The sequence below is a fragment of the Lachnospiraceae bacterium KGMB03038 genome (genome assembly GCA_007361935.1).
In the GTDB taxonomy this organism is placed as follows: Bacteria; Bacillota; Clostridia; order Lachnospirales; family Lachnospiraceae; genus Massilistercora.
In genome coordinates, this window is record CP041667.1 from 3045658 (window position 1) to 3070438 (window position 24781).

Below are 24781 nucleotides of genomic sequence, written 5' to 3' on the forward strand. Positions count from 1 at the left end.
TGTTGCCTCCTAGAATCTGTAGTGAGCAAATGCTTTATTTGCTTCAGCCATCTTGTGCATATCTTCTTTTCTCTTCACGGCTGCGCCTGTGTTGTTGGCCGCATCCATGATCTCATTCGCCAGTCTTTCTTCCATCGTCTTCTCGCCTCTTGCGCGGGAGAAGTTGGTCAGCCAGCGAAGAGCCAGCGCCTGTCTTCTGTCGGCTCTTACCTCGATCGGCACCTGATAGGTTGCTCCACCGATACGTCTTGCCTTTACTTCCAATACAGGCATAATGTTGTTCATTGCCTCTTCGAATACTTCGATCGCCGGTTTTCCGGTCTTATCGGCAACTCTTTCAAACGCTCCATATACAATCTTCTGAGCGATACCCTTCTTACCGTCTAACATAATGTTATTGATAAGCTTCGTTACCACTTTGTTATTGTACAATGGATCCGCTAATACGTCTCTTTTCTGAGTATGTCCTTTACGTGGCACGGTCCTTCCCTCCTTAAACATTGTGTTCTATCAAGAACAGCAGAGAAACATAAAAAATGTTTTTAGAAAGCTCGCTTGCTAAAGACATTTTTCATGTTTCTCTATTGGGTGCTTAGCCCAAGCGAGAATTGTCTTTAGACAATTCGAGCCTGCTGTTCAAAACAGCGCTGCTCTCGATAAATTGATTAATTCATCGGTACTCACATGTGTCGTTCTAATGATACTGTGTAGTGCAAAAGGACATATCTATCTATATCCCTGCAACTTACTTTATCATAGTTCTGTTCGTGACTACATAAAATGTGGTAGTTCGAGGCCAGGCTCGAAAATCCAGACTGCTTCGCAGTCTTCCGCGCTACGCGCTTCTGATTTTCTAACAAGGCAGTCCTTCGACACTAGGCTCGAAAACACCTCGCCAAGTTTCGAAGAACAATCCTCGCACTAACCTCCTGCTTCGTCTTACGACTTGCACTCGCTAAGTGCTCTGGATTTACTTTTTCGCGTCTTTTGGTCTCTTAGCGCCGTACTTGGAACGTGCCTGTCTTCTCTTGGCAACGCCCGCTGTATCAAGCGTACCTCTGACGATGTGGTATCTGGTACCTGGAAGGTCCTTTACCCTTCCTCCACGGATCAGGACAACGCTGTGCTCCTGAAGGTTGTGGCCTTCTCCCGGAATATAGCTTGTCACTTCGATTCCGTTGGAAAGACGAACTCTGGCGATCTTACGAAGCGCTGAGTTAGGCTTCTTCGGTGTAGCTGTCTTAACCGCGGTACACACGCCTCTTTTCTGAGGAGCGGATTCATTGGTCGCTCTCTTTCTCAAAGAGTTGTAGCCTTTCTGAAGAGCCGGAGCTCCAGACTTCTTTACAGATGTCTGGCGTCCCTTCTTTACTAACTGGTTAAATGTTGGCATTCTCTTTCACCTCCTACGATAATAATAAGCTGCATTCATTTCTGTTTCGTGAAATGAGCGCGCAAAAAGATAACGCATCTTCTTGCACGCCCAATTAGTTTATTACGTTTTTCCTGTATTGTCAAGGCTTTACACGTACTTTTTACAATCCCAGCTGATCCGCGATGGCTCCCATCTCTTCCAGAGCCACGTCGATCAGATCATCCAGGCTCAAGCCTGTAAACTCGATGGCTTCCATGTAGTCCCGGTTGGCGCCTTTGGCGAACCGAAGCTCGTTGAACCGTTTCATCACAGATTTATGCTTCACGCTGGCAATCTTTTTATCCGGGTAGATCTGCGCTACCGCTTTTACAAATCCGCTCATAGGATCTGCCGCCAGCACCGCGTACTGAAGGTTTGTCTTAGCCTTTACGCCGCTCTTTGGATTATGGGCGCAGATCGCGTCAAAAAGGACTTTATCCTCAATCCCTTCTTTCTTTAAAATCTCTACGGATGTGGGACCATGGACACTCATATCATGAGCCCAGTCGCACTGTTCTTCATCCAGATCGTGGAGCAGGCCCACGATCCCCCAGTATTCCACTTCATCCGGCGCAAGACGTTTTGCCAGTCCCCTCATGATGGCTTCCACCGCGTAAGAATGAGTAATATAGTTCTCTCCTTCCATATATTTCATCAAAATCTCATGCGCTTGTTCTCTGTTCATCTTTTTCCTCCTGATAACCTTTTCTTCTAAATTATTAATATAACATTTTCTGCACTTCTTCACTATCCATATTCTCCGCCGTCATCCACACATATCCTGTATCCACATAGGCTTCGTTATTCAGCCCGCAGGCGGCTCTGGCTGAGGCGATCACCGCCGCGTATCCCATTCCGAATGGATTCTGCACCGCAAGGCCGTCAACCTTCCCTTCCTCCAGGGCTGTTATTTCTTCTTCATCCGCGTCAAATCCGACTACCGTCATGTCCTCTTTGCCCAGACGATCCATATTCTCTGTGATCAGCCGCACCGCCTCTCCGCTGGTTCCATAACAGCCTTTGATGTCTGGATACTTTGTAAAAATATAATCCATAACATCTTCTTCTGTAATATCTTCTGCCGCTATATCCTGATCTGCCTGTTCGTCCATTTCCGGTCTCTGATAAGTTCCCGCCTGAATCTCATCCGCGATTGTCTGCTGCATGGTTTCCAACTGATCCATATAGTATACAGAAACAATCTGGATCTCCGGATATTTCGCCTCGATCTGCGCCGTAAAACTATTTACCCGCTGCAGGGCAGACTGGGATTTGGAATCCTGGGCGAATATTGCAACCTGACCGCTGCCGCCCAATAGTTCCGCCATCTGATCGGACGCATATACCGCTGCCGCCGCGTTATCCGTTGAGACTGTCGCCATCAGTCCCTGATAATCACTTCCAGAATCAAAAGCTACCACTGGGATATCACTTTCCGCCGCCAGATCGAACTGCACATCACAGGCCTGGGCATCTGTCAGCGCGATTCCAAGCGCCACCGGATACCGGTCCAGTTCCTCATCCAAGATTCCCACCTGCTCGTCCACATCATCCGCATCCGCAGGGCCGCTGTATGTGATCTTTACCTGATCCTCTCCCTCATATCCCAGTTCCTGATTAATGTCTTCACAAGCCTGCTGGGCGCCTTCTTTTACAGCCTCCCAATACTGGCCTCCTTCTCCCTTTCCGATGATCGAGATATAGGCTCCTTTCTCAAGGGACAGGCCTTTTGCGTTGCCATAAGCGAATGGATCGATGGCATCAAGCTTTGCCTGATATTCCGGCGTACTCGATTCTTCTGTTTCTTCTGTACCCTCGGAAGCTTCCGCTTTCTCCGGCCGCGCCTTCCCGCTGTCAGCCGCGCATGCGCAAAGCGCCAGTGAGAAGCATAGGATCAAAGCCGTCATGCTCCACTTCTTTTTCATAATATCAACTCTCCCAACGATTTCAAATCATTCTCTATAGTATAAACCAACAAATACTATACACCAATTCCGTGAAAAATTGTTGAAAAAAATCTTAATTTTTCCCTACTGTTTTTTTTCGTGTGCACTTTTAAACTCCCTTGTATATTTTACTTTTTTGTATTATGATAGGAATAGACAAAAAAGAGACATGTCTAACAATCAAAAAAGGAGGTACATACCAATGGCACACGTAATTAGCGATGAATGTGTAAGCTGTGGAGCATGCGAGGCTGAATGTCCAGTAGGCGCTATCTCTCAGGGCGCAGATCACTATGAGATCGATGCTGACACCTGCGTTGACTGTGGCGCATGTGCTGCTCAGTGTCCTACAGGAGCTATCTCTGAGGGTTAATCAAATATATTTTGAATTTGTATCAGGGAACCCTGTGTTTACAGAAATAGAGAGGAACACATTTTATGCGTTCCTCTTTATTTTTTTGCATAATCATATGCCAAAGTAGGCGTCGATCCCTTCCGCGATCCCTTCCGCCATCTGATCCTGGAATGAAACATCTGCCATCTTCGTATCATCATGTTCATTGGTCATAAATCCCATTTCCAAAATCATCACCGGTATCTCACTCCAGTTCAGACCTGTCATCGTATCATTGGTCACTACTCCCTGATCCGCAAACCCCGTCGCCTGGCAATAGGAGTGCAGGACATTTTCCGCCAGCTTATTGCTTTCCTCATAAAGCTGTCCTACATACGGGTTGTCGGGAGACATGACCAGGCAAAGAGCCCCCTGACTAGAGGCATCTTCGCTTCCATTGGCATGTATCCTGACGCAGACATCCGCCCCCGCTTCATTGGCAAGCTGCGCTCTTTCTTTATTGCTGATGGCTGTATCGTTGTCTTCCCTGGCCATGACTACCTGATATCCCCGTTCCACAAGAAGATCCCGGACTTTCAGAGATACATCCAAATTTAACTGATATTCCGGCATGCCTGTATACGTTCCGGTTGTCCCGCCTGTAGCCTTTGCTTTCATCTCCCCGGACCCCGGGGCGTTCTCTTCTTTTGCGCTCATATCTATGTGAGCCCCCTGATGCCCTGGATCAATAGCAACGATCAAGACGTTTAACTGAGGCTTTTCTTCTGCCGCTTTCGTTTCTTCTTCCTCCAGAGCCTCTTCCTTTTCATCGAAAAATCGGACTGCAGACGCCAAAAGCCCCGGCCTCCCCTTTTCACTGTTCAAGGTCCCTTCCGTTTTGCTTTCCCTCCCCAGGTATGTTTTATAAAAAATCCCGCCCGCCGCCAGAAGTTCCGCGATCAAGACCAGCGCCAAGACAAGGATCAGCCCTTTCCGTTTCATGTAAAAGCCCCCCCGCTTTTAAAGATATTTGAAATTATTATATCACAAAAAGAAGTCGTTTTCGCTCTGATTTCGTAAGAAAATTTCCCGTTCTCGGCGACTGGTTGCGACTCCTTTCGCTTTCTTTCCATGCTATCCTGTGCATACCTGGAAAGGGGACAAGTTAATAAATAAGGGGGTTTTTCTATGGGAAACGCATTAGAACAGCTAAAACGCGAGACAAAAGATGACGCCAAACTTTATGGATGTATCCAGGAGTTATACGAACAAGGGGTTCCCTTCGACGAACTGAAAGCCCTGATCCCGGATCTTAGAAGAACACGGGAGCAGCTCCGCATGAAACGGATGCTGGAAAATAATAACGAAGTACTTCTGTCTATGTTCAGCAAAGAAATGTCCTTCCTTCTGGACGCCAAAGAACGGCAGGAGGAAGAACAATTCAAAAAACTGGACCAGCTCATCCGACAGCAGCAGTCCTTTCGGAAATCTGCCGCCGAGAGCGGTCCAGTAGAAAAATTAAAACGGCTATTCCTGCCGACTTAGATTGGCAAACTTTGTATAGTCCGCAAGCCAGGCAAGATGAACGGTCCCCACAGGGCCGTTTCTCTGTTTTGCGATAATGATCTCGGCCTGCTTCTTGAACTCGGAGTCTTTATTATAATACTCATCCCGGTATATAAACATGACCACGTCCGCATCCTGCTCGATGGCTCCAGATTCACGGAGATCCGAAAGCATAGGCCGCTTATCGGGTCTGGATTCCACAGCACGGCTCAGCTGAGACAGGGCCACTACAGGCACATTCAGCTCTCTGGCCAGCGCTTTCAGAGATCGAGAAATATCTGAGATTTCCTGCTGGCGCGACTCAGAATGTCTGCCTACACTTCCTGTCATCAATTGCAGATAGTCGATGATGATCAGCTGGATGTCATGTTCCAGCTTATATTTTCTGCATTTTGAGCGAAGCTCCGACACAGAGATGCCAGGAGTATCATCGATGATCAGATTAGATTTCCCAATGATCCCTGCTCCCTCGATCAGCTTCTCCCAATCCGAATCCTTCAAATTCCCAGTCCTAAGAGCCTGGGAATCCACCTGAGACTCCAAGGAAAACAGACGATTGACCAACTGCTCTTTGGACATTTCCAAGCTGAAGACCGCCACGCCCTTCTCCCGCTTAAACGCTACATACTGAGCAATATTCAGCACAAACGCCGTCTTTCCCATAGAAGGCCTGGCCGCCACCAGGATCAAGTCGGAAGGCTGCAGTCCTGACAGTTTATAATCCAGATCGTTGAAGCCTGTTGGAATCCCCGTTACATTCCCTTTATTTTTGGACGCTTTTTCAATCCGATCCAGCGCGTTCAGCACAACCTGCTTAATAGGCGTATAATCCCCAAGATTCCGCTTTTGGAGCAATTCAAAAACAGATCTCTCCGTCATCTCCAGGATTGCCGGCAAAGGTTCATTTCCTACATAGCAGGCGTTTGATATCTCATCATTTAACTTGATCAGCCGGCGCATCATGGATTTATCGGCTACGATCTGGGCATAATATTTCACATTTGCAGAAGTAGGCACTGCCGTTACAAGATCCCTGACAAACTCCAGACTGGTGATCTCCGGCGGCACATCTTTCTCTTTCAGCCGGTCCTGCAAGGTCACCAGGTCAACTGGTTTTCCTTCATTGAATAATTCCACCATAGAATCAAAGATCACCCCATAGGCGCTCTGGTAGAAATCCTGCCCGCTGATCAGTTCAGAAGCCGTCAGAATCGCATCCTTGTCCATCAGCATAGCGCCGACCACCGACTGTTCCGCCTCAATACTGTGAGGCATGACCCGTTTGATGAGCGCTTCTTCCATTGCTTGGTCCTCCTATGCTTCTTCTGTCACGACCACCTTCAGTTCCACGGTCACTTTCGGATGAAGTTTAATAGGAACATTGTGGGTTCCCAGAGTCTTGATCGTCTCCTTGAGCTGGATCTTCTTTTTGTCAATCTCCAGGCCAAGCTGCGCTTTCGTCTCTTCCGCGATCTCCTTAGATGAAATAGAGCCAAAGGCTTTTCCGCCCTCACCCGTTTTGATGGAAACCTGGATCTGCCCTGCCTCTACTTTCTTTCCAAGCTCCTTTGCCGCCTCAAACTGCTCCTGGGCCACCTTATCCTGATTGGCCTTCTGCAGCTTCAGATCATTCAAGTTCTTTGAGTTCGCCTCTACTCCTTTGCCCTTTTTCAAGATAAAGTTTCTGGCATAGCCGTCGCTTACTTCTACTACCTGGCCTTTTTTCCCAAGGGATTTCACGTCTTCTTTTAAGATTACCTTCATCAGATATCTCCTCCTTCGATCATTTCATCAATCACCGCTTTCAGGGTGGCCACCGCTTGATCCATATCTGTATAATCAAACTGGGCGCCCGATGCGTTCATATGGCCGCCGCCGCCCAAACGCTCCATGATGATCTGTACATTGACCTCGTCAATGGAGCGGGCGCTGATATAGATTCTTCCGTTATATTCTGTAAGGACAAACGAGGCTTTGATCTCATTAATGTCCAATAATTCGTTAGCCGCCTGAGCCCCAACGATGGTAGGACTCTCAATGGTAAGACCGGCTCCCACAGCGATAGCAAAACGGTCTCTGTATACTTCCGTACTGCTGAGGATCTCCGCCTTTGCCCGGTACGACTCCATATCATCCCGGAACATCTTGCGCACCAGCGTAATATCCGCTCCATGCCGCCTCAGAAACGCCGCCGCTTCAAAGGTGCGTACGCCTGTCCGATTTACAAAATTGCTGGTATCGATCATGATCCCGGCGTAAAGACTGCTTGCCTCCAGCTTTGGAATCCGGATATCGTCCACAATGTACTGCAGAATTTCGGAGACCATCTCACAGGACGAAGAAGCGTACGGCTCAATATAAGATAACAGCGCGTTATCAATATTATCGCTGCTCTGCCGGTGATGATCCAGCACAACGATGGTCTTCGCAATATGCAGCAGTTCTTCACATTCTGTCATTCCCGGCCGGTTTGTATCTACCACAACCACCATAGAATTTTCATCCGCCATGCCAATAGCCTGGGAAGGCTGCAAAAACAGATCTTCCGGATAATCCGGATTGTCTATATATGAATTATACAAAGGGCGCAGAGATGCGGACACTTCATTCAAGACGATGTGCGCCTTCTTCTCCAGCGCCGCGGCCGCCCGGTAGATTCCGACCGCCGCTCCCAGCGCATCCGCGTCACTTAGCTTGTGTCCCATAACAAAAATCTTATCTTTCACTGTCAGGAATTCTCGGAGCGCCTCAGCCTTAACCCGCGCCTTAACTCTGGTATTCCTGGACGTCTGTTCCCGTTTTCCTCCAAAATAGGTGATGCCGTGGGAATCTTTGATGACCGCTTGGTCTCCGCCTCTGGCAAGGGCAAGATCGATGGCTACTCTGGCGTAATTATAACTTTGGGAGTAAGATTCGGTACTTAATCCCAGCCCAATACTAAGCGTCACCGGAACTCCATTTCCGATATTGACAGACTTTACCTCTTCCAGCAAAGAGAATTTATCTTCTTCCAATTCCTTGAAATACTGCTTTTGAATGGCGATAAAATATTTATCGTTCTCCATTTTTTTCACAATCCCGTCCGCTTTCGCGATATACTGATTGATCTTACGGTCCACCAGCGCTACCAGCAGAGACTGCCTTACCTCTTCTACGCTGTTGATCACCTCATCGTAATTATCAATATAAATCAGGCCGGCCACCAGGCGCTGCTCCTCATTCGCTTTGATATAGTGGCTCAGCTCCGTCACGTCCTGCAGATACACCGCGATGAAATATTCTTCTTCTTCCGGCATTTCCATCAGACGTTCCGTCTCGCTGAACCCTTTCACAGATACCTTCCTAAGCTCCGCCTTATATTCCCTGGCTCCATAATAGACATCCATGTGAACGACGTCATCTTCCTCTTTGGGGAAAATACTCTTATTCAGTTCCGGAATATATTTGCTGATATAGACGTCTCTCTTAGGTTTCCCTCCCAGCACCTCCTCGAACTGACTGTTCATCCATACCGCTTTTCCGTCTTCCAGGAAAATAGCATAGGGTACTGCAAGTTCCTTCAAAAGCGTATTCTGTACCACTCCGTATTGAGCCGCAAATTCTACCAGGTCTTTTACGATCAGCGACTTGCTGTACAAGTATAAAATCCCCGTCATCACGATATAGATCAATACAAAGATAAACATCAGCGTACCCGCCCGCCGATCGATCTTATAGGTCCATATATTTACGAACACCAGCAGGACCGCCATGACCGCGGGCCACTGCATATACAGCCTGAGTTGTCCTTTCAGACGTATGCTTTGATTGTCCTTTTTCTTTTTTCCCATTGCCGCATCCTCTAAAATCCACAAATATTTACTATAGATTTTTAACGATATACATCAGTATTATATCACTTTCCCGCCGAAAATAAAAGACGGAAATTGCCCCTGCAATTTCCGCCAAAAATCCAATCATGCGGCTATGATACTCCCGCTTTGCAGCGTCTGTTTATCCGCGGTACCCGTTAGGATTCTGAGACTGCCATCTCCAGGTGTCCTCACACATTTCCTCCAGATCCCGCTCCGCTTTCCAGCCAAGCACCCGTTCTGCTTTGGACGGATCCGCGTAGCACATGTCAATATCCCCGGCTCTCCTGGGTTTGATCTCATATGGAATCTCTTTCCCACAAGCTTTTGAAAAGGCTTTTACCATATCCAGTACCGAGTATCCAGTTCCAGTTCCCAGGTTGATGACATCCAGCCCCGGATCCGTAAAGATATAATCAATGGCCTTCACATGCCCCAGCGCCAGATCGACTACATGGATATAGTCCCGCACTCCCGTTCCGTCCGGCGTATTATAGTCATCGCCAAAGACGCCCAGCTTCGGAAGTTTTCCCACAGCCACCTGCGAGATATACGGCATCAGATTGTTAGGGATTCCCTTCGGGTCTTCCCCGATCCTTCCGCTCTTATGGGCTCCTACCGGGTTAAAGTAACGCAGCAGGATCACGTTCCAATCCGGCTTTGCCTTCTGTACGTCTGTCATGATCTGTTCCATCATAGACTTGGTCCATCCATAAGGGTTGGTGCATTGTCCCTTCGGGCAGTCTTCCGTGATCGGAATCACCTCCGGGTCTCCATAGACCGTAGCAGAGGAACTGAATACGATATTTTTCACTCCCACCTTATCCATCACACCCATCAGGGTCAGAGTTCCGGTAATATTATTATGATAGTATTCCAGTGGTTTCTGCACAGATTCGCCTACTGCTTTCAAAGCCGCGCAGTGGATCACCGCGTCAATTCCTTCCGCTCGGAACATCGCTTCCAACGCTTCCGCATCCAGCACATCTCCTTCGTAGAATTGAATGGTCTTTCCCGTCAGCTCTTCTACTCTGCGGATGGATTCTTTAGATGAATTACTCAGATTATCATAGACAACAACCTGATATCCTTTGTTCAAAAGTTCCAGCGCCGTATGACTCCCGATATAGCCGGCGCCGCCTGTGATCAATATCTTCGCCATGCTTTTTTGCCTCCTAGATATTGCTGTATTTATTAACGATTTCCTGCATAGTGTACCACTTTTCTTCCATATCCGCAACCAGCTTGAACTGAGTCCGGCAACGGTCCAGATTCTGCCCTTCCCGGTGGGTTTTAAAATATACGTCTCCTTGAAGATAGTCCGTCAGAAACCGCATCCCGCACTCAAAAGTCATAATCTTCGCGCCCATAGGCATAAGCTGGATTTCTTTCTCTGTAAGTTTTCCTCCGCAGCCTTCCACAAAGCCTTTGGTATACAGCTCAAACAATTCCATACTGCAGGAAACCTTGCTCAGATCCTTCTCGTCCTCCGCGGCCGTGCTGGCCCCAAAACGGATAGAGTCGCCAAAATCATTCATGGCAAGCCCCGGCATTACCGTATCCAGGTCGATCACGCAGATTCCTTTCCCTGTTTTATTATCGATCATGATATTGTTCAGCTTTGTATCATTGTGAGTTACCCGCACCGGAATCTCTTTTTTATCCAGCAGTTCACAGAAATAATTGGCTACGTCTTCCCGATCCAGGACAAACTGGATCTCTTCCCGGACAGAATCCGCCCTTCCCATCACATCTTCTTCCACCGCTTTCTGAAAAACAGCAAGCCTGGCCCTGGTATCATGGAAACCTTTGATGGTCTCATGAAGAGTCTCGGCCGGATAATCCGCCAGAAGCCGCTGAAAGTTTCCAAACGCCACCGCGCTCTGATAAAAATGCTCCGGTTTCTCCACCTGGTCATAACTGGTGGCATCGGTAATAAACTGATAGGAACGCCAGTAGTCTCCCAGGGAATCTACATAATAGGGCTTTCCATCCTTCGCCGGGATCACATTCAATGTCTCCCGCTCCGGATCGCCCCCATTTTCAATGATCCGCTCTCTTAAATATGAGGTAACTCCCATAATATTTTCCATCAACTCTACCGGCTTCTCAAATACCTCTCTATTCATCCGCTGAAGGATCACCTTGATCCTCCCCATCTCAGCAATCTCAAAAGTCAGCAGATAGGTATCGTTGATGTGTCCGCTTCCATATGGACCTTCCTCTACTAAAGTGCCCTCGTACTGAAAGTTCTTGATCACTTCCTCTTTCTGTTTCTGTGTCACCTCTGCCATTATGATTCCTCCCAGATATGCGCCGGATACAGTCCCTTTTCTTTCATTTCCTTAAGGGCCGCGACTACAACCGGTTTATCCTCTTTATAGGTTACGCCATACCATTTGTCTGAAGATTTGAGAACCGCTACGGAAGCCCTGCCTTCCCCAAGCAGACGGCTTACTACCGCAGGCAGAAAATATTCACATTTCATCGGATTTGCCTGAAGGCCTTCTTCTAAAAAGGCCGGAAATCCATCCCTGATCTCCCGCAGGATGCTCTCTGTAAATCCCCACATATTCATAGACACCGTTGTCTCCGCCGGAACAAAAGTCCAGCTTTCCCCATCGTCTTCGGTAAACGCGATTCCCCCATCGCGCTTCTCGATCCTGGTTCTTTCATTGATAGCGACCAATTCGCCCCGCTCGTTCATCTCGCAGATCCCGCGGGCCACATGTCCGTTGTCTGTTACCGTTTTTCCCAGCTCATACCCAACCATTGTATAACGGTACTTGTCATCATCCTGGTGAACGGCAAGGTAATCATAGATCAGCCGGAAAGCCTCTTGTCCATAATAGTCATCCGCGTTGATCACCGCAAATGGGCCGTCGATCTGGTCAATACAGCTTAAGACCGCATGCGCCGTCCCCCACGGCTTCACGCGCCCCTCAGGCACCTGGTACCCTTCCGGAATATTGGACAGTTCCTGATAAGCGTAAGACACTTCCATATATTTTGCCATCCGGTTTCCTACCGCTTCTTTGAAATCCGCCTCATTCTCTTTTTTAATGATGAAGATCACCTTTTCAAATCCCGCCTGCTTTGCGTCATACATGGAAAAGTCCATGATGATATGGCCGTCTTCATCCACCGGGTCGATCTGTTTCAATCCGCCATATCGGCTGCCCATTCCGGCTGCCATAATGACTAATACTGGTTTGTTCATTGTCTTTCCTCCAAGCTCTTATCTATATCTACGTTATGTCAATTATCCTTTGATTCCGCCAGTAACTCCTCCAATGATCTTCTCTGACAGGAAGATATACAGGATAAAGGTCGGAAGGAATACGATTACTACGGCCGCAAACATTCCCGCCCAGTTTCCTGTGTACTGCATGGACTGGAGCATTCCGTAAAGACCTACCGCCACCGGACGGAGCGTATCGTTGTTCGCAAAGATCAATGACAGGAAGTACTCATTCCAGATATTGATAAAGTTAAAAATCGTAACGGTTATGATTCCTGACTGCGCCATCGGGAACATGATCTTCCAGAAAGTCTTGGCCGGCGGACATCCATCAATCGCCGCCGCTTCTTCGTATGTCCTGGACAAATTTGAGAAGAAAGTCAGCAGGAAGATTGTGGTATACGGAATATTGATCCCTGTATACAGGAATATCAAAGTCGCCTTGCTGGCCGCCACACTGTTCAGGATACCCATATTGGCCACCATACAGAACAAAGGCAGTACGATCATGGTGATCGGCACTCCCATGGCGGATACGAAACTGGTCTGGATGATCTTATTCCCAAGGAAGGTAAATCTAGCCAGCACATAGGCCGCCGGCGCGCAGATCACGATCAGCAGCGCGCAGGACACTAAGGAATACAGAAGAGAGTTCATGAAAAAGGTTGCCACACCGCCAGATCCCCATGCCTGGATATAATTCTCAAAATGCAGTCCTGTCGGAAATTGCAGAGCCTTTCCGGCAAAAATATCCTGCGTTGTGGAAAAGCTGGCCGCAATGATCCATCCTAGGAGTACCAGTGTGAAAAGGACCCAGAGCAGTATAATGATATAACCCGGAGCCAGTTTCAGTTCTCTTTTCAGATTAAATTTATCTTTTTGTTTCTTTTCTTTCGCCATCACTGCCCCTCCTTCCTAAAATTCCAGATCGTCGTCTTTAACCAATGCGTTGCAGATGGTAAATACAAGCACGACACAAACGCACAGGATAATACCGATCGCGGCGCCATAGCCCGCGTTCCGTTCTGTTACCGCATTTCCAGCGCCAAAGATATTCATATACATATACTGCACTGGAACGATCGTGGCGTTGTTTGCCGTAACAGAGGAAAAAAGCTGGGACCATACGAAGAACGCCGCTGTACTTACCGTCCACATCGTCACATTTGTCTTAAACACGCCCTTTAACAGAGGCAGCGTCATATATCGAAACTGCTGGATCCGGTTTGCGCCGTCAATAGTCGCAGATTCATAGAGTTCTGGATTGATTCTCTCAATCCCGCTCATCCAGATCAGCATGTGATATCCGATCATACCAAAACAATAAGCAAACAACAGCGCCCAGAACACATTTTCCGGCGCCGTCCACTGAGTTTGCGCCAGTTCATCCATTCCCAGAAACTCAAAAAAGCTTTTCAAAAGACCAAACTGCGGGCTGTATACATACTGCAGCCACATAGTCGCCAACGCTACCGCGCTTACGATATTCGGAAGATAGATGATCGCCCGGAAAATCTTTTTCCCTTTGATCCCGCTTGTCAGGATCACACCGAACAGCAGCGAAACAAGCATGACGATGATTCCGCCGAGCAGCCAGATCTTTCCGATATTTTTCATCGCAGAAACAAAGATATCTGTTGTAAATAATCTTGTATAATTCTCAATTCCCACAAACTGCCAGGTATCCATGGTAGCCGTCACGGAATCGATCTTAAAAAGGCTCATTACAACTGTTCTAACGATCGGATATAAGAATACCATCAAGAAGATGATGACGGCCGGCGCAAGGAAAGCAACAATCATTCCTCTATTCTTTTTCATCAGAGCCCCTCCTTCTTCAAAAAATATGGTGGCGGCGCGGACGCCTATGCCACCATATTTTCCCCTAGCTCAATTTCTATGTTTAAAATCTGTCGTTTTTATTCTCCCGCTGAGGATGCGCAGGTTGCGATAAATTCATCTGCTGTAATGCTTCCTGCCATCAATTTAACCATGTTCTCATTCAGAACCGGTGTCAGGTCTCCGTTGTTCTCAGCGCCTACCGCCCAGTCATAGTAGGTTGTTGTTCCATCAAACGCAGGCTTCACTTCCGCCAGTTCTGCCGGCCAAGCATCTGCGTTTGCTGTATCAGTCGGGATGCAAAGAGCTTCTTCTGTCATCTGCTGGTCAAATTCGCCAGTAGTGATGTAAGTGATCAGCTCAAATGCTTCTTCTGCCATCTCAGAATCTTTATTGATCGCGAATACCTGGTTTGCGATATTGTTCGCAGTACTGTCATCAGTTCCGCCTTCTACAGATGGGTAGTTGAAGTATCCCCACTCAAAATCTTCAGCTACTGTGTTCTTTAATTCGTTCGGCAGCCAGGAACCGCAGAAGATCATTGCCGCATTTCCAGGCGCAAACTCCTGATTCTGTCCAGCAGGATAGATATTGGAAGCGATATTGGAAGAATAGTATCCTTTGCTCGCGAAATCCTCAATATCCGCAATAGCCTGGGCAACTCTTGGATCATCCCAGTTTACCGCTTCCGGATCCGCACAGTTTGGATCATTTACCAGAGCTTTCACTCCATCCTGTCCCAGGTAACGTCCCAGATGATATCCTAAGTATGCGGTCTGGTAAGTAGTGTCGCCTGTGATCGGAGTGATCCCTGCTTCAACCAGTTTCGCGCAGGCTGCATCCAACTCTTCTAACGTTGTTGGAACGGCCTCGATACCTGCCTGCTCAAACAATGCCTTGTTGTAGAAGAATCCGAAGATGGATGGCTGGAACGGAATTGAATGAAGCGTCTGATCTCCATCATGAGCCTGTGCGTACGCGTTTCTCGCGATCGTAAACAGGGTTGCGTTTCCATGCTCCGCCTCATAGTCAGCCGCCAGCTCTTCCAGGTCCATTGTATAGTCGCCCCAAGAGCCATTTACACGGTTTACATCCTCGTCAAACAGGTCGATCTGCTGTTTTGCGTCCAGCGCCGGCTGAAGTCCTTCCCTCTGTCCATTACGTCCTTTGAACTGAACATCAACTTCAACGCCGGTATCTTCCGTATACTTTTCAACCGCCGCCTGGATAACCTTTGCCTGTGGTTCTTCCTCACTCCACATCGCCCAGTATACCAGTTTGTCTCCGCCGCCGCTGCCGCTGTCGGATCCGCCGCCGCAGCCTACTGCCAGGCCGGCTACCATAGCCGCGCACAGCAGAACGCTTACGAGTTTCTTTTTCATAACTTTTACCTCCTAACAAAAACTTTGTTTAGTTGTTAAGTTCCATTATATTACAATGATGCACAAAAAGCTTTGTCTGATATTTCCCTTAATTTGTACTATCTGTGCTTTTTGTTTTGATTTTTACCTCCCAGTCATGTATAATATTGTTGTAATTAAACAAAAACAACATTTGATCCAGGAGGAATCATGGCATATTATGGCGTTGAGCTGAAAAATTCCATATCTGTAGATAAGATTTACAGCATCCATTATTTCGAGTATATGAGCGACTTTTCCTTTGCGGGGGAGGCGCATAATTTCTGGGAATTCATCTGCGTGGATAAAGGTGAAGTAAGCGTCACAGCCGGCAAAACCTTTTATATTTTAAAAAAAGGAGAGATCTTGTTCCATCCCCCCAATGAATTCCACAACGTCAAAGCGACCGGCGGCATCGCCCCCAACCTGGTGGTCATCTCCTTTCACTGCGGCGATGAAGCTATGCGCTTTTTCAAAAAGCGGCTTTTTAAAGTAGATGAGATCGAACGAAATTTATTGGCCAATATTATCATGGAAGCCAGGCGCTGCTTTGACTGCCGTCTGGACGACCCCTATCTGGAAAATATGCCGCAGAAAGAACCGGACAAATTCGGCAGCGAACAGTTGATCCGCCTGTACCTGGAAGAGTTTTTGATTCATTTGATCCGACGATATGTCAATCCTTCCGCCCCCCAAGATCGGCTTCCCAAGAATATCTCTTCCACCAAATCAACCCGCGCCAAAAGCGACACTGAAATCTTTACCCGCGTGGTGGATTATCTGGAGGCAAATCTGGCCAATCATATCACCATCGACCAGATCTGCCGGGACAACCTGATCGGACGCTCCCAGCTCCAGAAACTGTTTAAGAAAAAGACTTCTCTTGGGATCATCGAATATTTTTCCCATATGAAGATCAACACCGCCAAAGAACTGATCCGTACCGGGCAGATGAATTTTACACAGATCTCCGAACATCTGGGCTATACATCTATCCACTATTTTTCTCGACAGTTCAAGAAGGTGACCGGCATGACTCCATCTGAATATGCCTCTTCTATCAAGGCAATGGCAGACGGCAGTTTTTAAGCTGCCGTTTATTTTATGATCACCGCCTCCGCGAAAAATTCCGGGAGGTGGAAACTTGGCGTCTCCGTCTCAAGAGGCGCGTAAGACGCATAGTGTTCAATCTCTCTTGTCTCAGAAATCTTATAAAAGTTGCAGGTAAAGCGGCTTCCCTCTCTCAGCTCCAACGGACCGTAAATTTCTTCCAGAATATCCACGGGGATTTCCATTTCAAATTCCCATTTTGTTTCTCCCACTTTTGCCCTGCAGCCAAATTTCTCACATTCATCCTGGGAAAAATAAGTACGGTACATTCTCCCCTCTCCATATCCCGCAAGCAGGGCGCCGTTTCCGTTTGCCTCAAAATTCAGATAAATGGGCGGAGCCTCCCTGCGCTTAGCGCTTTCAAATAGAAAGAACGCCTCCATCGCGCTGTCCCGATAAACCGGATCCATATTTTCCTTGTAGGTACGAAGCGGATTCTGTTCTTCGCAAACCATCTTCAGGCAGAACCTGTCGCCAGGGATAAACCCAAGATATCCATAAGTACGGGGGATTCCTTTCGTTCCCCACAAAAGCCGGTCCACATAGAACGGAGCCAAACTCTCCAATTCCTCTCTCCTTTTGATCATCTTAACTTCTAACAATGATCCACCACCCCTTTCCTGCTGACCTTAATATATCAAACTTCCTCTATAAACACAAGTTTTAGTAAGTCGGCAAAAAGATCAAAATGTACAAAAAAATCGGCGGATTGTGCTATTGAAATAGAAGGCATTATCCCATATACTCATAATAGCAAAAAGGGACAGGGCATTTTTAATTTGGGCCGGGGGCTTTTTAAAAATCCCCCGGCCCAAATTAAAAAAAGGAGGATATTATGTCAAAGACAAAAGGGCGGGTTACTCTGCCAAGCGAATCGAATTTTCTGGAACAGACGAAAGAGATGCTGGACCGCTGGGGCGCGGATGCGCTGCGCGACAGTGACGGCACAAAACTGGATGATGAGATCAAAGCACTGGATGCTAAAATATACACCACTTACTTTGTGGCGAGAGGACACAATGAATTTGCCGAAAAACACATGGACGAATGTCAGCAGATGCTGCTGATGTCCAAACATAATCTGGCGGTTTCCGATGAGTTGTCCATCGACTTCCTGGATGGCTACTACCGCCAGCAGGTAATCGCCGACTATATCCACGATCCTAAGAAATGGTGGGAAGTGATCGACCGTACTACAGGAGACGTTGTAGCTCCTGAAAACTGGTCTGTAGATCAGAAAAACGACCGGGTAGTCGTGACCGGATGTACGCCATTCCACGAATACACGGTATCTTTCTTTGTTTTTGCCATCTGGGATCCGACCCAGATGTACAATCATATCACCAATAATTGGGGAGACAAGCCTCACGAAATTCCATTTGACGTGCGCCAGGCTAATTCCGGCGCTTTCGCCAAGGATTATCTGAAGCAGTGGCTGATCGACAACCCAGACACAGACGTGGTCCGCTTTACCACATTTTTCTATCATTTCACCTTGGTATTCAACGCCGATGCCAAGGAAAAATATGTAGACTGGTTTGGCTATGGGGCCACTATTTCCATCAAAGCTCTGGAGGAATTTGAAAAAGAATATGGTTATGCCCTGCGCCCGGAGGATATCGTAGACAACGGCTATTATAATACCACTTTCCGCGTTCCCACCAAAGCTTACCGCGATTACATGGATTTCATCCAGCGGTTTGTCGCAGCCAAAGCAAAGGAACTTGTGGACCTTGTCCACGATGCCGGCAGAGAGGCCATGATGTTTCTGGGCGACAACTGGATCGGCACGGAGCCTTACGGCCCCTATTTTGAAAGCATTGGTCTGGACGCGGTCGTGGGAAGTGTGGGCGGCGGCGCCACTTTGCGTCTGATCTCCGACATTCCCGGCGTGAAATATACGGAAGGCCGTTTCCTTCCTTATTTCTTCCCGGATACTTTTTATGAAGGAAATGATCCCTGCATTGAAGCCATCGATAACTGGCTCAGCGCAAGGCGCGCCCTTATGCGTAATCCGGTAGACCGGATCGGCTACGGCGGCTATTTGAGCCTGGCTTACAAATTCCCCAAATTCGTGGACTACATTGAAAATGTTACCGACGAATTCCGGGAAATCTACGATAATGTAAAAGGCAAGAAACCTTACTGCGGACTGAAAGTGGGCATCTTGAATTCCTGGGGCCGCCTTCGTTCCTGGCAGCCTTATATGGTAGCCCACGCTCTCTGGTATAAGCAGACTTACTCTTACTTTGGTATTCTGGAATCCTTAAGCGGCGCGGCTGTAGACGTTGTATTCTTAAGCTTTGACGACATCCGCGAAAACGGCGTTCCAAAAGACATCGATGTGATCATCAACGCAGGCGATGCCGGAACCGCATTTTCCGGCGGCGAAGAATGGGCAGACGAAAAGCTGGTGACCGCCATCCGCAGATGGGTCTACGAGGGAGGCGGTCTGATCGGTGTCGGCGAACCTTCCGCATTCCATCACGGAGGCCGTTTCTTCCAGCTTGCGGATATCTTTGGCGTGGATAAAGAACTTGGTTTCACCCTCTCCACAGACAAGTATTTCACCAAGGCTCTGGATAACCATTTCATTACCGAAGACAGAACCAGCGCTTTCGACTTTGGAGAAAGCAAACACGACATTTACGCTTTATCAGAAAAAACAGAAATTATTGAATATTCCAACAACGAAGTACACTTAGCAGCCAGCACCTACGGAAAGGGCCGGGGCGTCTATATCGCAGGTCTTCCTTACAGCTACGAAAACACTCGGCTGCTGGTGAGAGCCATGTATTACGCCGCTCATAAAGAAGACCGCTACCACATCTGGTATGCGGACAACTTAAACTGCGAAGTAAACGCTTATCCAGAAAGCGGAAAATACGCAATCTTAAACAATTCAAACGAAACACAGACCACGAAATTCTATGATGGAAATGGAAATTGCGAGACAATTACATTAAAACCATGTGAAATATTGTGGAGATAATCAATTAGGGCCGGGGGATTTTTAAAAATCCCCCGGCCCCGTCTACAATTGCTACAATTCCAATTCCTCCAGATCATCCGGCACATACAGCCGGCCGTGATAGTATTTCTCCCCTTCTGCCTGATACAGCTGTTTCCGCTCTCCGCCATGGGTTTCTTCTGTATGATACAGAAGGAGATTGGGTATCCCAAAGGTTTCCGCCAGTTCGCAGGCTTCTTTGACCGTACTGTGGTGTTTCTCATAGGGTTTGAAAAGTTCAGCCTCTTGATACAGGCAGAAAGCCTCATGCAGCAGCCAGTCGCTGCCTTCTACATACTGCCGCTCTTCCTCCCGGTAAGGTTCGTCGCCGGTGCAGGTCAGTTTTCTTCCATCGGGAAGCCTCATGGTAAATCCAAATTGTTTTGCCTTGGTGGAGGCAATGTCAAAAAAGGTCACCGGGCATCCCAGGATCTGGCGGGTTTCCCCGGATTCCACTACTTCAAACAGAATTTTCTCTCCAAAGTTCCGGCATACTTTCTTCTGGATTGTCATTTCCGCGATCGCCCGGAGCTTTTCCTCCAGCTCTTTGTGGCAGTAGATCCGAAGTTTCCCTTTATACTGTCCTTTATTCATCTTCTGCCCGATCATACGGATCAGCCAGATCACCCCCAAAATATGGTCGATATGCTCATGGGTGACAAAAAGATCATGGATATCTTCCAACCTTATTCCTGCGTCTTTTAAAACTTTAAGGATCCGGTTTCCGCCTCCCCCATCTATAAGGAAATGCGCTCCCATCTGTTTCTCCGAAAGCACAAAACAAGTATTATAGTAATCCAGTACATTTGCGTTCCCCGTTCCCAGCATGGTCAATCTCATTGGTCGTCCTCCTTCTTCCGCCGCGGTCATTCTCTTTCACGATACATCGTTTTTCACTTCTTCTAAAATACTGAATCTTTACAGGATTTGCAAGAGATGAAGCCAAAAAAAACAGGTACAAACGAATTTTACGTCTGTACCTGTCTGTTCACTTTTTTTTCGACCTGCTTTCCAGGATTAGTCCTGTACGTATGGCATCAGAGCGATGTGACGGGCTCTTTTGATGGCAACCGTAAGCGCTCTCTGATGTTTTGCGCAGTTTCCAGTAATTCTCCTTGGAAGGATCTTTCCTCTCTCAGAGATATACTTCCTCAGCTTTGCTACATCTTTGTAATCGATCTCGTTGTTCTCTTTTCCACAGAACACGCAAACTTTTTTTCTTCTGCGTCCGCCGCCTCTTCTCTTGAAGCCGCCTTCTGGACGATTCGCTTTATCAAAAGCCATTTTGCTTTACCTCCTTAATTGAATGGTAATTCCTCATCAATTCCATCCGGAATATTCATGAACCCGTCCCCGGCATCTGCCGCAGGTGCCGGCGCAGGCGCGGGCGCTGACTGGAAATGTCCTGCGTTCGCTTCGCTTGCCGCTTTGCTTTCCGCAAATTCCTGTTCGTCTACAACCACCTCTGTAGTATAGACTTTCACACCGTCTCTGTTGGTGTAGCTTCCGGTCTGGATCCGGCCGCTGACTACCACCTTCAGGCCCTGGCGGTAATATCTCTCCACATGCTCCGCCTGTCTTCCAAAAGCCACGCAGTTGATAAAATCTGCCGTTGGCTCTCCGTCCCGCTTAAATCTACGGTCCACAGCCAGTGTGTATCTGGCGATCGCCAGGGAATTCTCTCCCTGCGAATACCGGATTTCCGGGTCTCTGGTCAGTCGTCCCATCAAAATTACTTTATTCATAAATTTACCTCTTCTTCCCGCTTATGCTTCCTGTCTAACGCATAAATACCTGATCACGTTGTCCATGATACGGATTCTCTGCTCGATCTCGTCTGGAACATCGCTCTTGGCCTCGAAGTGGATGAAATAATAATACGCTTCTTTCATCTTCTGAATTTCGTAAGCAAGCTTTTTCTTACCCCATTCATCGACGTCAGAGATCTGGCCCCCAAAACGCTCAACCAGCGCTTTTACTTTCTCGACTACCTGAGCTCTTTCGTCATCTTCGATTTTTGCACTGACAACAACAGCTAATTCGTATTTGTTCATGTCGCCTTTGCACCTCCTTCTGGTCTTTTGGCCCCCGCTTTCTATCTCCCGCGGGAGCAAGGACTAATGTATCACGGTTTTACATGATATCATAAAAGGTGCCCGGTTTCAAGCCTTTTTCTTCAAATCTCTCGTGTTTTTTTCCACCAGTTTGCGGCTGATCATGATCTGGTGTCCGCAGCCGGCGCATTTCAGCCGAAAATCCGCCCCAACCCGCAGGATCTCCCATTCTTTACTTCCGCAGGGGTGGGGTTTCTTCAAAGTAACAATGTCTCCCACTTCATATTGATACGCCATATTCTCACTCCTTAAGTTCTACTTCCTTTTCTTTCACGCCCCGCACCACGATCCGGTTCTCGTCACTGGCGCTGGTACAGGTTGACAGAGTAACGATAGTGTCCTCCGCGTCAACTTCCACTCCCGTATCATATTCCGAGGTTTCCATCGTCATATCCAGGAATTCCTGGTACGACTCATCATCCCCAAATTCCGTCAGATATGTATCAGAAACCGCGTTTACCACCGCATAAGAGTAGATATGATACGTGATCTCTTTCCCGTCCGGCGTATAGATATAGAAGTAAGGATTGTCTTTCCAAAAGGATTCGTCCTCATAATCCTGCAGATGCCGGAACATGGACCCATCCCGCATCCGGTGCCCGTAAATGATGGTGTTTTTGTCAGAGTAATCCGCGCTGTTGTCCACATTCAGGAAAATCGCTCCCAGCGTATTCTCATTTGCGGAAAATGTCTCATGGAGATATCGCTCATTATCCTCGCCCTGAACAATGGGGTAGCTAATCTGGGAAGGTTCCGGATAAAAACGGATCCATCCCACTGTGTCTGGATTGCTCTTCATCAATTCCTCAAAATCCACCCGGAAGCCCTCCTGCTCATCCGGATTGGTCAGCGCCACATCCCGCACCTTTTCATACTCGCTCCGGCCGTCCAAGTATCCTTTTCCAATCCGGATCAACTGGAACCCCGATACGCAGAACACCACAATGGCAACTGCCAGAATGAGATTCGACAAAACTCCTCCCTTTCGCTTCCGCCTCCTGCCTCTGCGATGCCTTTTCTTTCTATTTGCCTCTGCCATAATTGCATTTTCCTCCCGCGCCGCGTTTTTCCACAGCTTTCTGTTATTTATTCTCCATGATCTCCACGATCGTCTTTTCCGTTTCTTCCATTCCCGGCGAAGCGATCAGCCCCATATTGCGCATGGTATCCTCCGGCATCTTCCCGTTGATTCCGTGGATATTTTCGATACAGATCCCTTCCATAGCCAGATCCACCGCCCGGAAGGCCGCGTCCACCGCGGTGATCCCTTTCATGACGCAGCCATGGTTGCCCCCGTCGCAGATCATTCCCGTCAGACCGCTGGCCATATTCTGGATTACTTTAGTCAATTCCTCTTCCCCGCCGCCTCTTAAGTACGCAAGCCCGCAGGCCATCCCGGTTCCCGCGGCGATCCCGCAGCCGCAGAAAGCGGATAATTTTCCAGAGTATTCCTTGATGTACATAGTGATCAGATAACTGAGCGCTGTCGCCCGCAGCAGAAGATCATCATCCACCACCTCATAGTTCACCTCATAATAGGCGAACAGCGGCATCGCAGCAATGATTCCGTGAGCTCCGCTTCCAGTGATGCTCATTGCCGGCCTGCTTAATCCTAAAACTCTCGCCTCGATCGCTCCATTGCAGAGGAGCTGGGCGCTCTTCCTGGCGTCCTCCGATATGATCTGGCCTCCATTCTCCTTGAGGAGCTGGCCGGCGATCACAGCCCGCCCAGAATGGATCCCCTCTTCCAGAAGATCCATATTCATAGAAAACGCTTCTCGGATGAAACTGATCTCTTCCTCCGGAACCGTTCTGATATAGGTAAGGATATCTGACAGCCGATAACGATGGATAGCCGGCATCTCTTCCTCTGACGGCTTCATTTCTGCCTCCGGCGCCGGTTCTTCCGTTTCCTTAAACACGCGCTCTCCGTTTTTCTCGATGCTTACGATATGAGTATGGCTGTCCCGAATCCGCACGGTACAGACGTCTTGGGATGAGCGCACAGAAGCGTCGATGGAAATCCGGGAATCCACCCGATCCATCCAGACCTTTATTTTCCCTTCCTCTACCATCCGGGCCGCCTTTTCGTCGTCTTCCGGCGTAATGTCTGCAAGGGATTCCAGGCCTTTTTCCGCCTTTGCCGCCACCGCCCCCAAAGCCGCGGCATAGAGATTGCCATAGCGGCTGGAATTAGGGATCCCGCAGGTAAACGCATTTTTATACATCCCGGAATTCAGCGCCACCGAAACTTCTTCCGCCGCTCCATCCAGATAGCTCCTGGCAGTCGCCACAGCAAAAGCAATCGCGCCCGGCTCCGTTACGCCCAGGGCTGGTTTCATATCTTCTTTGATCAGTCTTGTCAATTCCTGCATATTATCCCTCTCTTTCTTCTTATCCCTAAGTCTTTTTCCCCGCCGTCCGCATGTCTATAATAGTATATCACAAATACTCCCTAATTTTAATTTTTATATATTTTTAATCGCCAGTTTATTGACTTTGCTTCCTAAGGCGGTATCATAAATTTATACTCAGACAGGAGGAGGATTCATTTTGAGAGAGAAATTGATACGGTTTATGCAGGGAAGATACGGAATGGATTACCTGGGACGGTTTACCATCATCCTTGGGCTTGCCGCCATCATCCTTTCCATGTTTATCGACAGCGCCATTCTTTCTATTTTGGCCTGGGCGTGTATTATTTTCGCATATTTCCGGATGTTTTCCCGGAATATCTATAAGCGTTCCTCAGAAAATCAAGCCTTCTTGACAAAAACTTATAAGATCCGCTGTTTCTTCGCCCGGCAGAAAAATATGATGGCCCAGCGCAAAACCCATCATATCTACAAATGCCCTACCTGCAAGCAGAAGATCCGTGTCCCCAGGGGCAAGGGACGCATCGAGATCCGCTGTCCCAAATGCAACACTACTTTTATTAAGAAAAGCTGATTAGGGA

The 24781-nt window shown here is 48.0% G+C and carries 27 protein-coding genes; 5 read left to right on the plus strand and 22 right to left on the minus strand.

What is annotated here, in order from left to right:
• Positions 1 to 9: 9 nt before the first annotated feature.
• From rpsG to FND36_15010, 4 genes are all read right to left on the minus strand, one after another.
• Positions 10 to 501 (minus strand): 30S ribosomal protein S7, encoded by a 492-nt coding sequence (gene rpsG / locus FND36_14995; GenBank protein ID QDW75231.1) that lies wholly within the window; start codon positions 499 to 501, stop codon positions 10 to 12.
• A gap of 469 nt (positions 502 to 970) precedes the next feature.
• The gene (locus FND36_15000) at positions 971 to 1393 is read right to left on the minus strand and encodes a 30S ribosomal protein S12 (protein ID QDW75232.1); all 423 of its coding nucleotides are present in this window, start codon (positions 1391 to 1393) and stop codon (positions 971 to 973) included.
• Positions 1394 to 1535: 142 nt separating this feature from the next.
• The gene (locus FND36_15005) at positions 1536 to 2099 is read right to left on the minus strand and encodes an HD domain-containing protein (protein ID QDW75233.1); all 564 of its coding nucleotides are present in this window, start codon (positions 2097 to 2099) and stop codon (positions 1536 to 1538) included.
• A gap of 34 nt (positions 2100 to 2133) precedes the next feature.
• Positions 2134 to 3339 (minus strand): substrate-binding domain-containing protein, encoded by a 1206-nt coding sequence (locus FND36_15010; GenBank protein QDW75234.1) that lies wholly within the window; start codon positions 3337 to 3339, stop codon positions 2134 to 2136.
• Positions 3340 to 3436: 97 nt separating this feature from the next.
• On the opposite strand from FND36_15010, the gene FND36_15015 reads away from it, so the two are divergent.
• The gene (locus FND36_15015; GenBank protein ID QDW75654.1) at positions 3437 to 3733 is read left to right on the plus strand and encodes a 4Fe-4S dicluster domain-containing protein; all 297 of its coding nucleotides are present in this window, start codon (positions 3437 to 3439) and stop codon (positions 3731 to 3733) included.
• A 93-nt stretch (positions 3734 to 3826) separates the two neighbouring features.
• On the opposite strand, the gene FND36_15020 is transcribed toward FND36_15015, so the two are convergent.
• Positions 3827 to 4696 (minus strand): N-acetylmuramoyl-L-alanine amidase, encoded by an 870-nt coding sequence (locus tag FND36_15020; GenBank protein ID QDW75235.1) that lies wholly within the window; start codon positions 4694 to 4696, stop codon positions 3827 to 3829.
• 186 nt (positions 4697 to 4882) lie between these two features.
• Here FND36_15020 and FND36_15025 point away from each other — a divergent pair, with 186 nt between their 5' ends.
• Positions 4883 to 5239 carry a hypothetical protein gene (locus FND36_15025; GenBank protein QDW75236.1) on the plus strand — a complete coding sequence of 119 codons (357 nt, stop codon included), beginning with the start codon at positions 4883 to 4885 and terminating at the stop codon, positions 5237 to 5239.
• Here FND36_15025 and dnaB read toward each other — a convergent pair.
• The 9 genes from dnaB to FND36_15070 all read right to left on the minus strand — a co-directional run bounded on the left by dnaB (position 5222) and on the right by FND36_15070 (position 15573).
• Positions 5222 to 6562 carry a replicative DNA helicase gene (gene dnaB / locus FND36_15030; GenBank protein QDW75237.1) on the minus strand — a complete coding sequence of 447 codons (1341 nt, stop codon included), beginning with the start codon at positions 6560 to 6562 and terminating at the stop codon, positions 5222 to 5224. The genes FND36_15025 and dnaB overlap by 18 nt on opposite strands.
• Positions 6563 to 6574: 12 nt before the next feature.
• Positions 6575 to 7024 (minus strand): 50S ribosomal protein L9, encoded by a 450-nt coding sequence (locus FND36_15035; GenBank protein ID QDW75238.1) that lies wholly within the window; start codon positions 7022 to 7024, stop codon positions 6575 to 6577.
• Positions 7024 to 9090 carry a DHH family phosphoesterase gene (locus tag FND36_15040; protein QDW75239.1) on the minus strand — a complete coding sequence of 689 codons (2067 nt, stop codon included), beginning with the start codon at positions 9088 to 9090 and terminating at the stop codon, positions 7024 to 7026. The genes FND36_15035 and FND36_15040 overlap by 1 nt, the downstream gene beginning before the upstream one ends.
• 163 nt (positions 9091 to 9253) lie before the next feature.
• Entirely contained in the window at positions 9254 to 10273 is a 1020-nt protein-coding gene (gene galE / locus FND36_15045) for a UDP-glucose 4-epimerase GalE (GenBank protein QDW75240.1), read from the minus strand.
• 13 nt (positions 10274 to 10286) lie between these two features.
• On the minus strand, positions 10287 to 11405 hold the full coding sequence (locus FND36_15050; protein QDW75241.1) for an aminoglycoside phosphotransferase family protein: 1119 nt from the start codon (positions 11403 to 11405) through the stop codon (positions 10287 to 10289).
• A complete protein-coding gene (locus FND36_15055; protein QDW75242.1) occupies positions 11405 to 12331 on the minus strand; it encodes a nucleotidyltransferase in 927 nt (308 codons plus the stop codon). The genes FND36_15050 and FND36_15055 overlap by 1 nt, the downstream gene beginning before the upstream one ends.
• Before the next feature lie 42 nt (positions 12332 to 12373).
• Positions 12374 to 13252, minus strand: coding sequence for a carbohydrate ABC transporter permease (locus tag FND36_15060; protein QDW75243.1), 879 nt, complete (start codon positions 13250 to 13252; stop codon positions 12374 to 12376).
• A 15-nt stretch (positions 13253 to 13267) separates the two neighbouring features.
• On the minus strand, positions 13268 to 14173 hold the full coding sequence (locus FND36_15065) for a sugar ABC transporter permease (protein QDW75244.1): 906 nt from the start codon (positions 14171 to 14173) through the stop codon (positions 13268 to 13270).
• Positions 14174 to 14271: 98 nt separating this feature from the next.
• Positions 14272 to 15573 carry a carbohydrate ABC transporter substrate-binding protein gene (locus FND36_15070; GenBank protein QDW75245.1) on the minus strand — a complete coding sequence of 434 codons (1302 nt, stop codon included), beginning with the start codon at positions 15571 to 15573 and terminating at the stop codon, positions 14272 to 14274.
• A 189-nt stretch (positions 15574 to 15762) separates the two neighbouring features.
• On the opposite strand from FND36_15070, the gene FND36_15075 reads away from it, so the two are divergent.
• Entirely contained in the window at positions 15763 to 16680 is a 918-nt protein-coding gene (locus tag FND36_15075; GenBank protein QDW75246.1) for an AraC family transcriptional regulator, read from the plus strand.
• Between the two features lie 8 nt (positions 16681 to 16688).
• Here FND36_15075 and FND36_15080 read toward each other — a convergent pair whose 3' ends face one another.
• The gene (locus FND36_15080) at positions 16689 to 17288 is read right to left on the minus strand and encodes a hypothetical protein (GenBank protein ID QDW75655.1); all 600 of its coding nucleotides are present in this window, start codon (positions 17286 to 17288) and stop codon (positions 16689 to 16691) included.
• Between the two features lie 248 nt (positions 17289 to 17536).
• On the opposite strand from FND36_15080, the gene gnpA reads away from it, so the two are divergent.
• Positions 17537 to 19693 (plus strand): 1,3-beta-galactosyl-N-acetylhexosamine phosphorylase, encoded by a 2157-nt coding sequence (gene gnpA / locus FND36_15085; protein QDW75247.1) that lies wholly within the window; start codon positions 17537 to 17539, stop codon positions 19691 to 19693.
• Positions 19694 to 19744: 51 nt separating this feature from the next.
• On the opposite strand, the gene FND36_15090 is transcribed toward gnpA, so the two are convergent.
• From FND36_15090 to FND36_15120, 7 genes are all read right to left on the minus strand, one after another.
• Positions 19745 to 20551, minus strand: coding sequence for an MBL fold metallo-hydrolase (locus FND36_15090; GenBank protein ID QDW75248.1), 807 nt, complete (start codon positions 20549 to 20551; stop codon positions 19745 to 19747).
• Between the two features lie 177 nt (positions 20552 to 20728).
• The gene (rpsR, locus tag FND36_15095; protein ID QDW75249.1) at positions 20729 to 20995 is read right to left on the minus strand and encodes a 30S ribosomal protein S18; all 267 of its coding nucleotides are present in this window, start codon (positions 20993 to 20995) and stop codon (positions 20729 to 20731) included.
• Between the two features lie 14 nt (positions 20996 to 21009).
• A complete protein-coding gene (locus tag FND36_15100; GenBank protein QDW75250.1) occupies positions 21010 to 21456 on the minus strand; it encodes a single-stranded DNA-binding protein in 447 nt (148 codons plus the stop codon).
• Positions 21457 to 21477: 21 nt separating this feature from the next.
• Positions 21478 to 21765, minus strand: a complete 288-nt coding sequence (locus tag FND36_15105; GenBank protein QDW75251.1) for a 30S ribosomal protein S6 — start codon at positions 21763 to 21765, stop codon at positions 21478 to 21480.
• Positions 21766 to 21873: 108 nt separating this feature from the next.
• Positions 21874 to 22062 (minus strand): DUF951 domain-containing protein, encoded by a 189-nt coding sequence (locus FND36_15110; protein ID QDW75252.1) that lies wholly within the window; start codon positions 22060 to 22062, stop codon positions 21874 to 21876.
• 4 nt (positions 22063 to 22066) lie between these two features.
• The gene (srtB, locus tag FND36_15115; GenBank protein QDW75253.1) at positions 22067 to 22864 is read right to left on the minus strand and encodes a class B sortase; all 798 of its coding nucleotides are present in this window, start codon (positions 22862 to 22864) and stop codon (positions 22067 to 22069) included.
• A 43-nt stretch (positions 22865 to 22907) separates the two neighbouring features.
• Entirely contained in the window at positions 22908 to 24200 is a 1293-nt protein-coding gene (locus tag FND36_15120; GenBank protein QDW75254.1) for a serine dehydratase subunit alpha family protein, read from the minus strand.
• 178 nt (positions 24201 to 24378) lie between these two features.
• Here FND36_15120 and FND36_15125 point away from each other — a divergent pair, with 178 nt between their 5' ends.
• A complete protein-coding gene (locus FND36_15125; protein QDW75255.1) occupies positions 24379 to 24774 on the plus strand; it encodes a hypothetical protein in 396 nt (131 codons plus the stop codon).
• Positions 24775 to 24781: the final 7 nt, after the last annotated feature.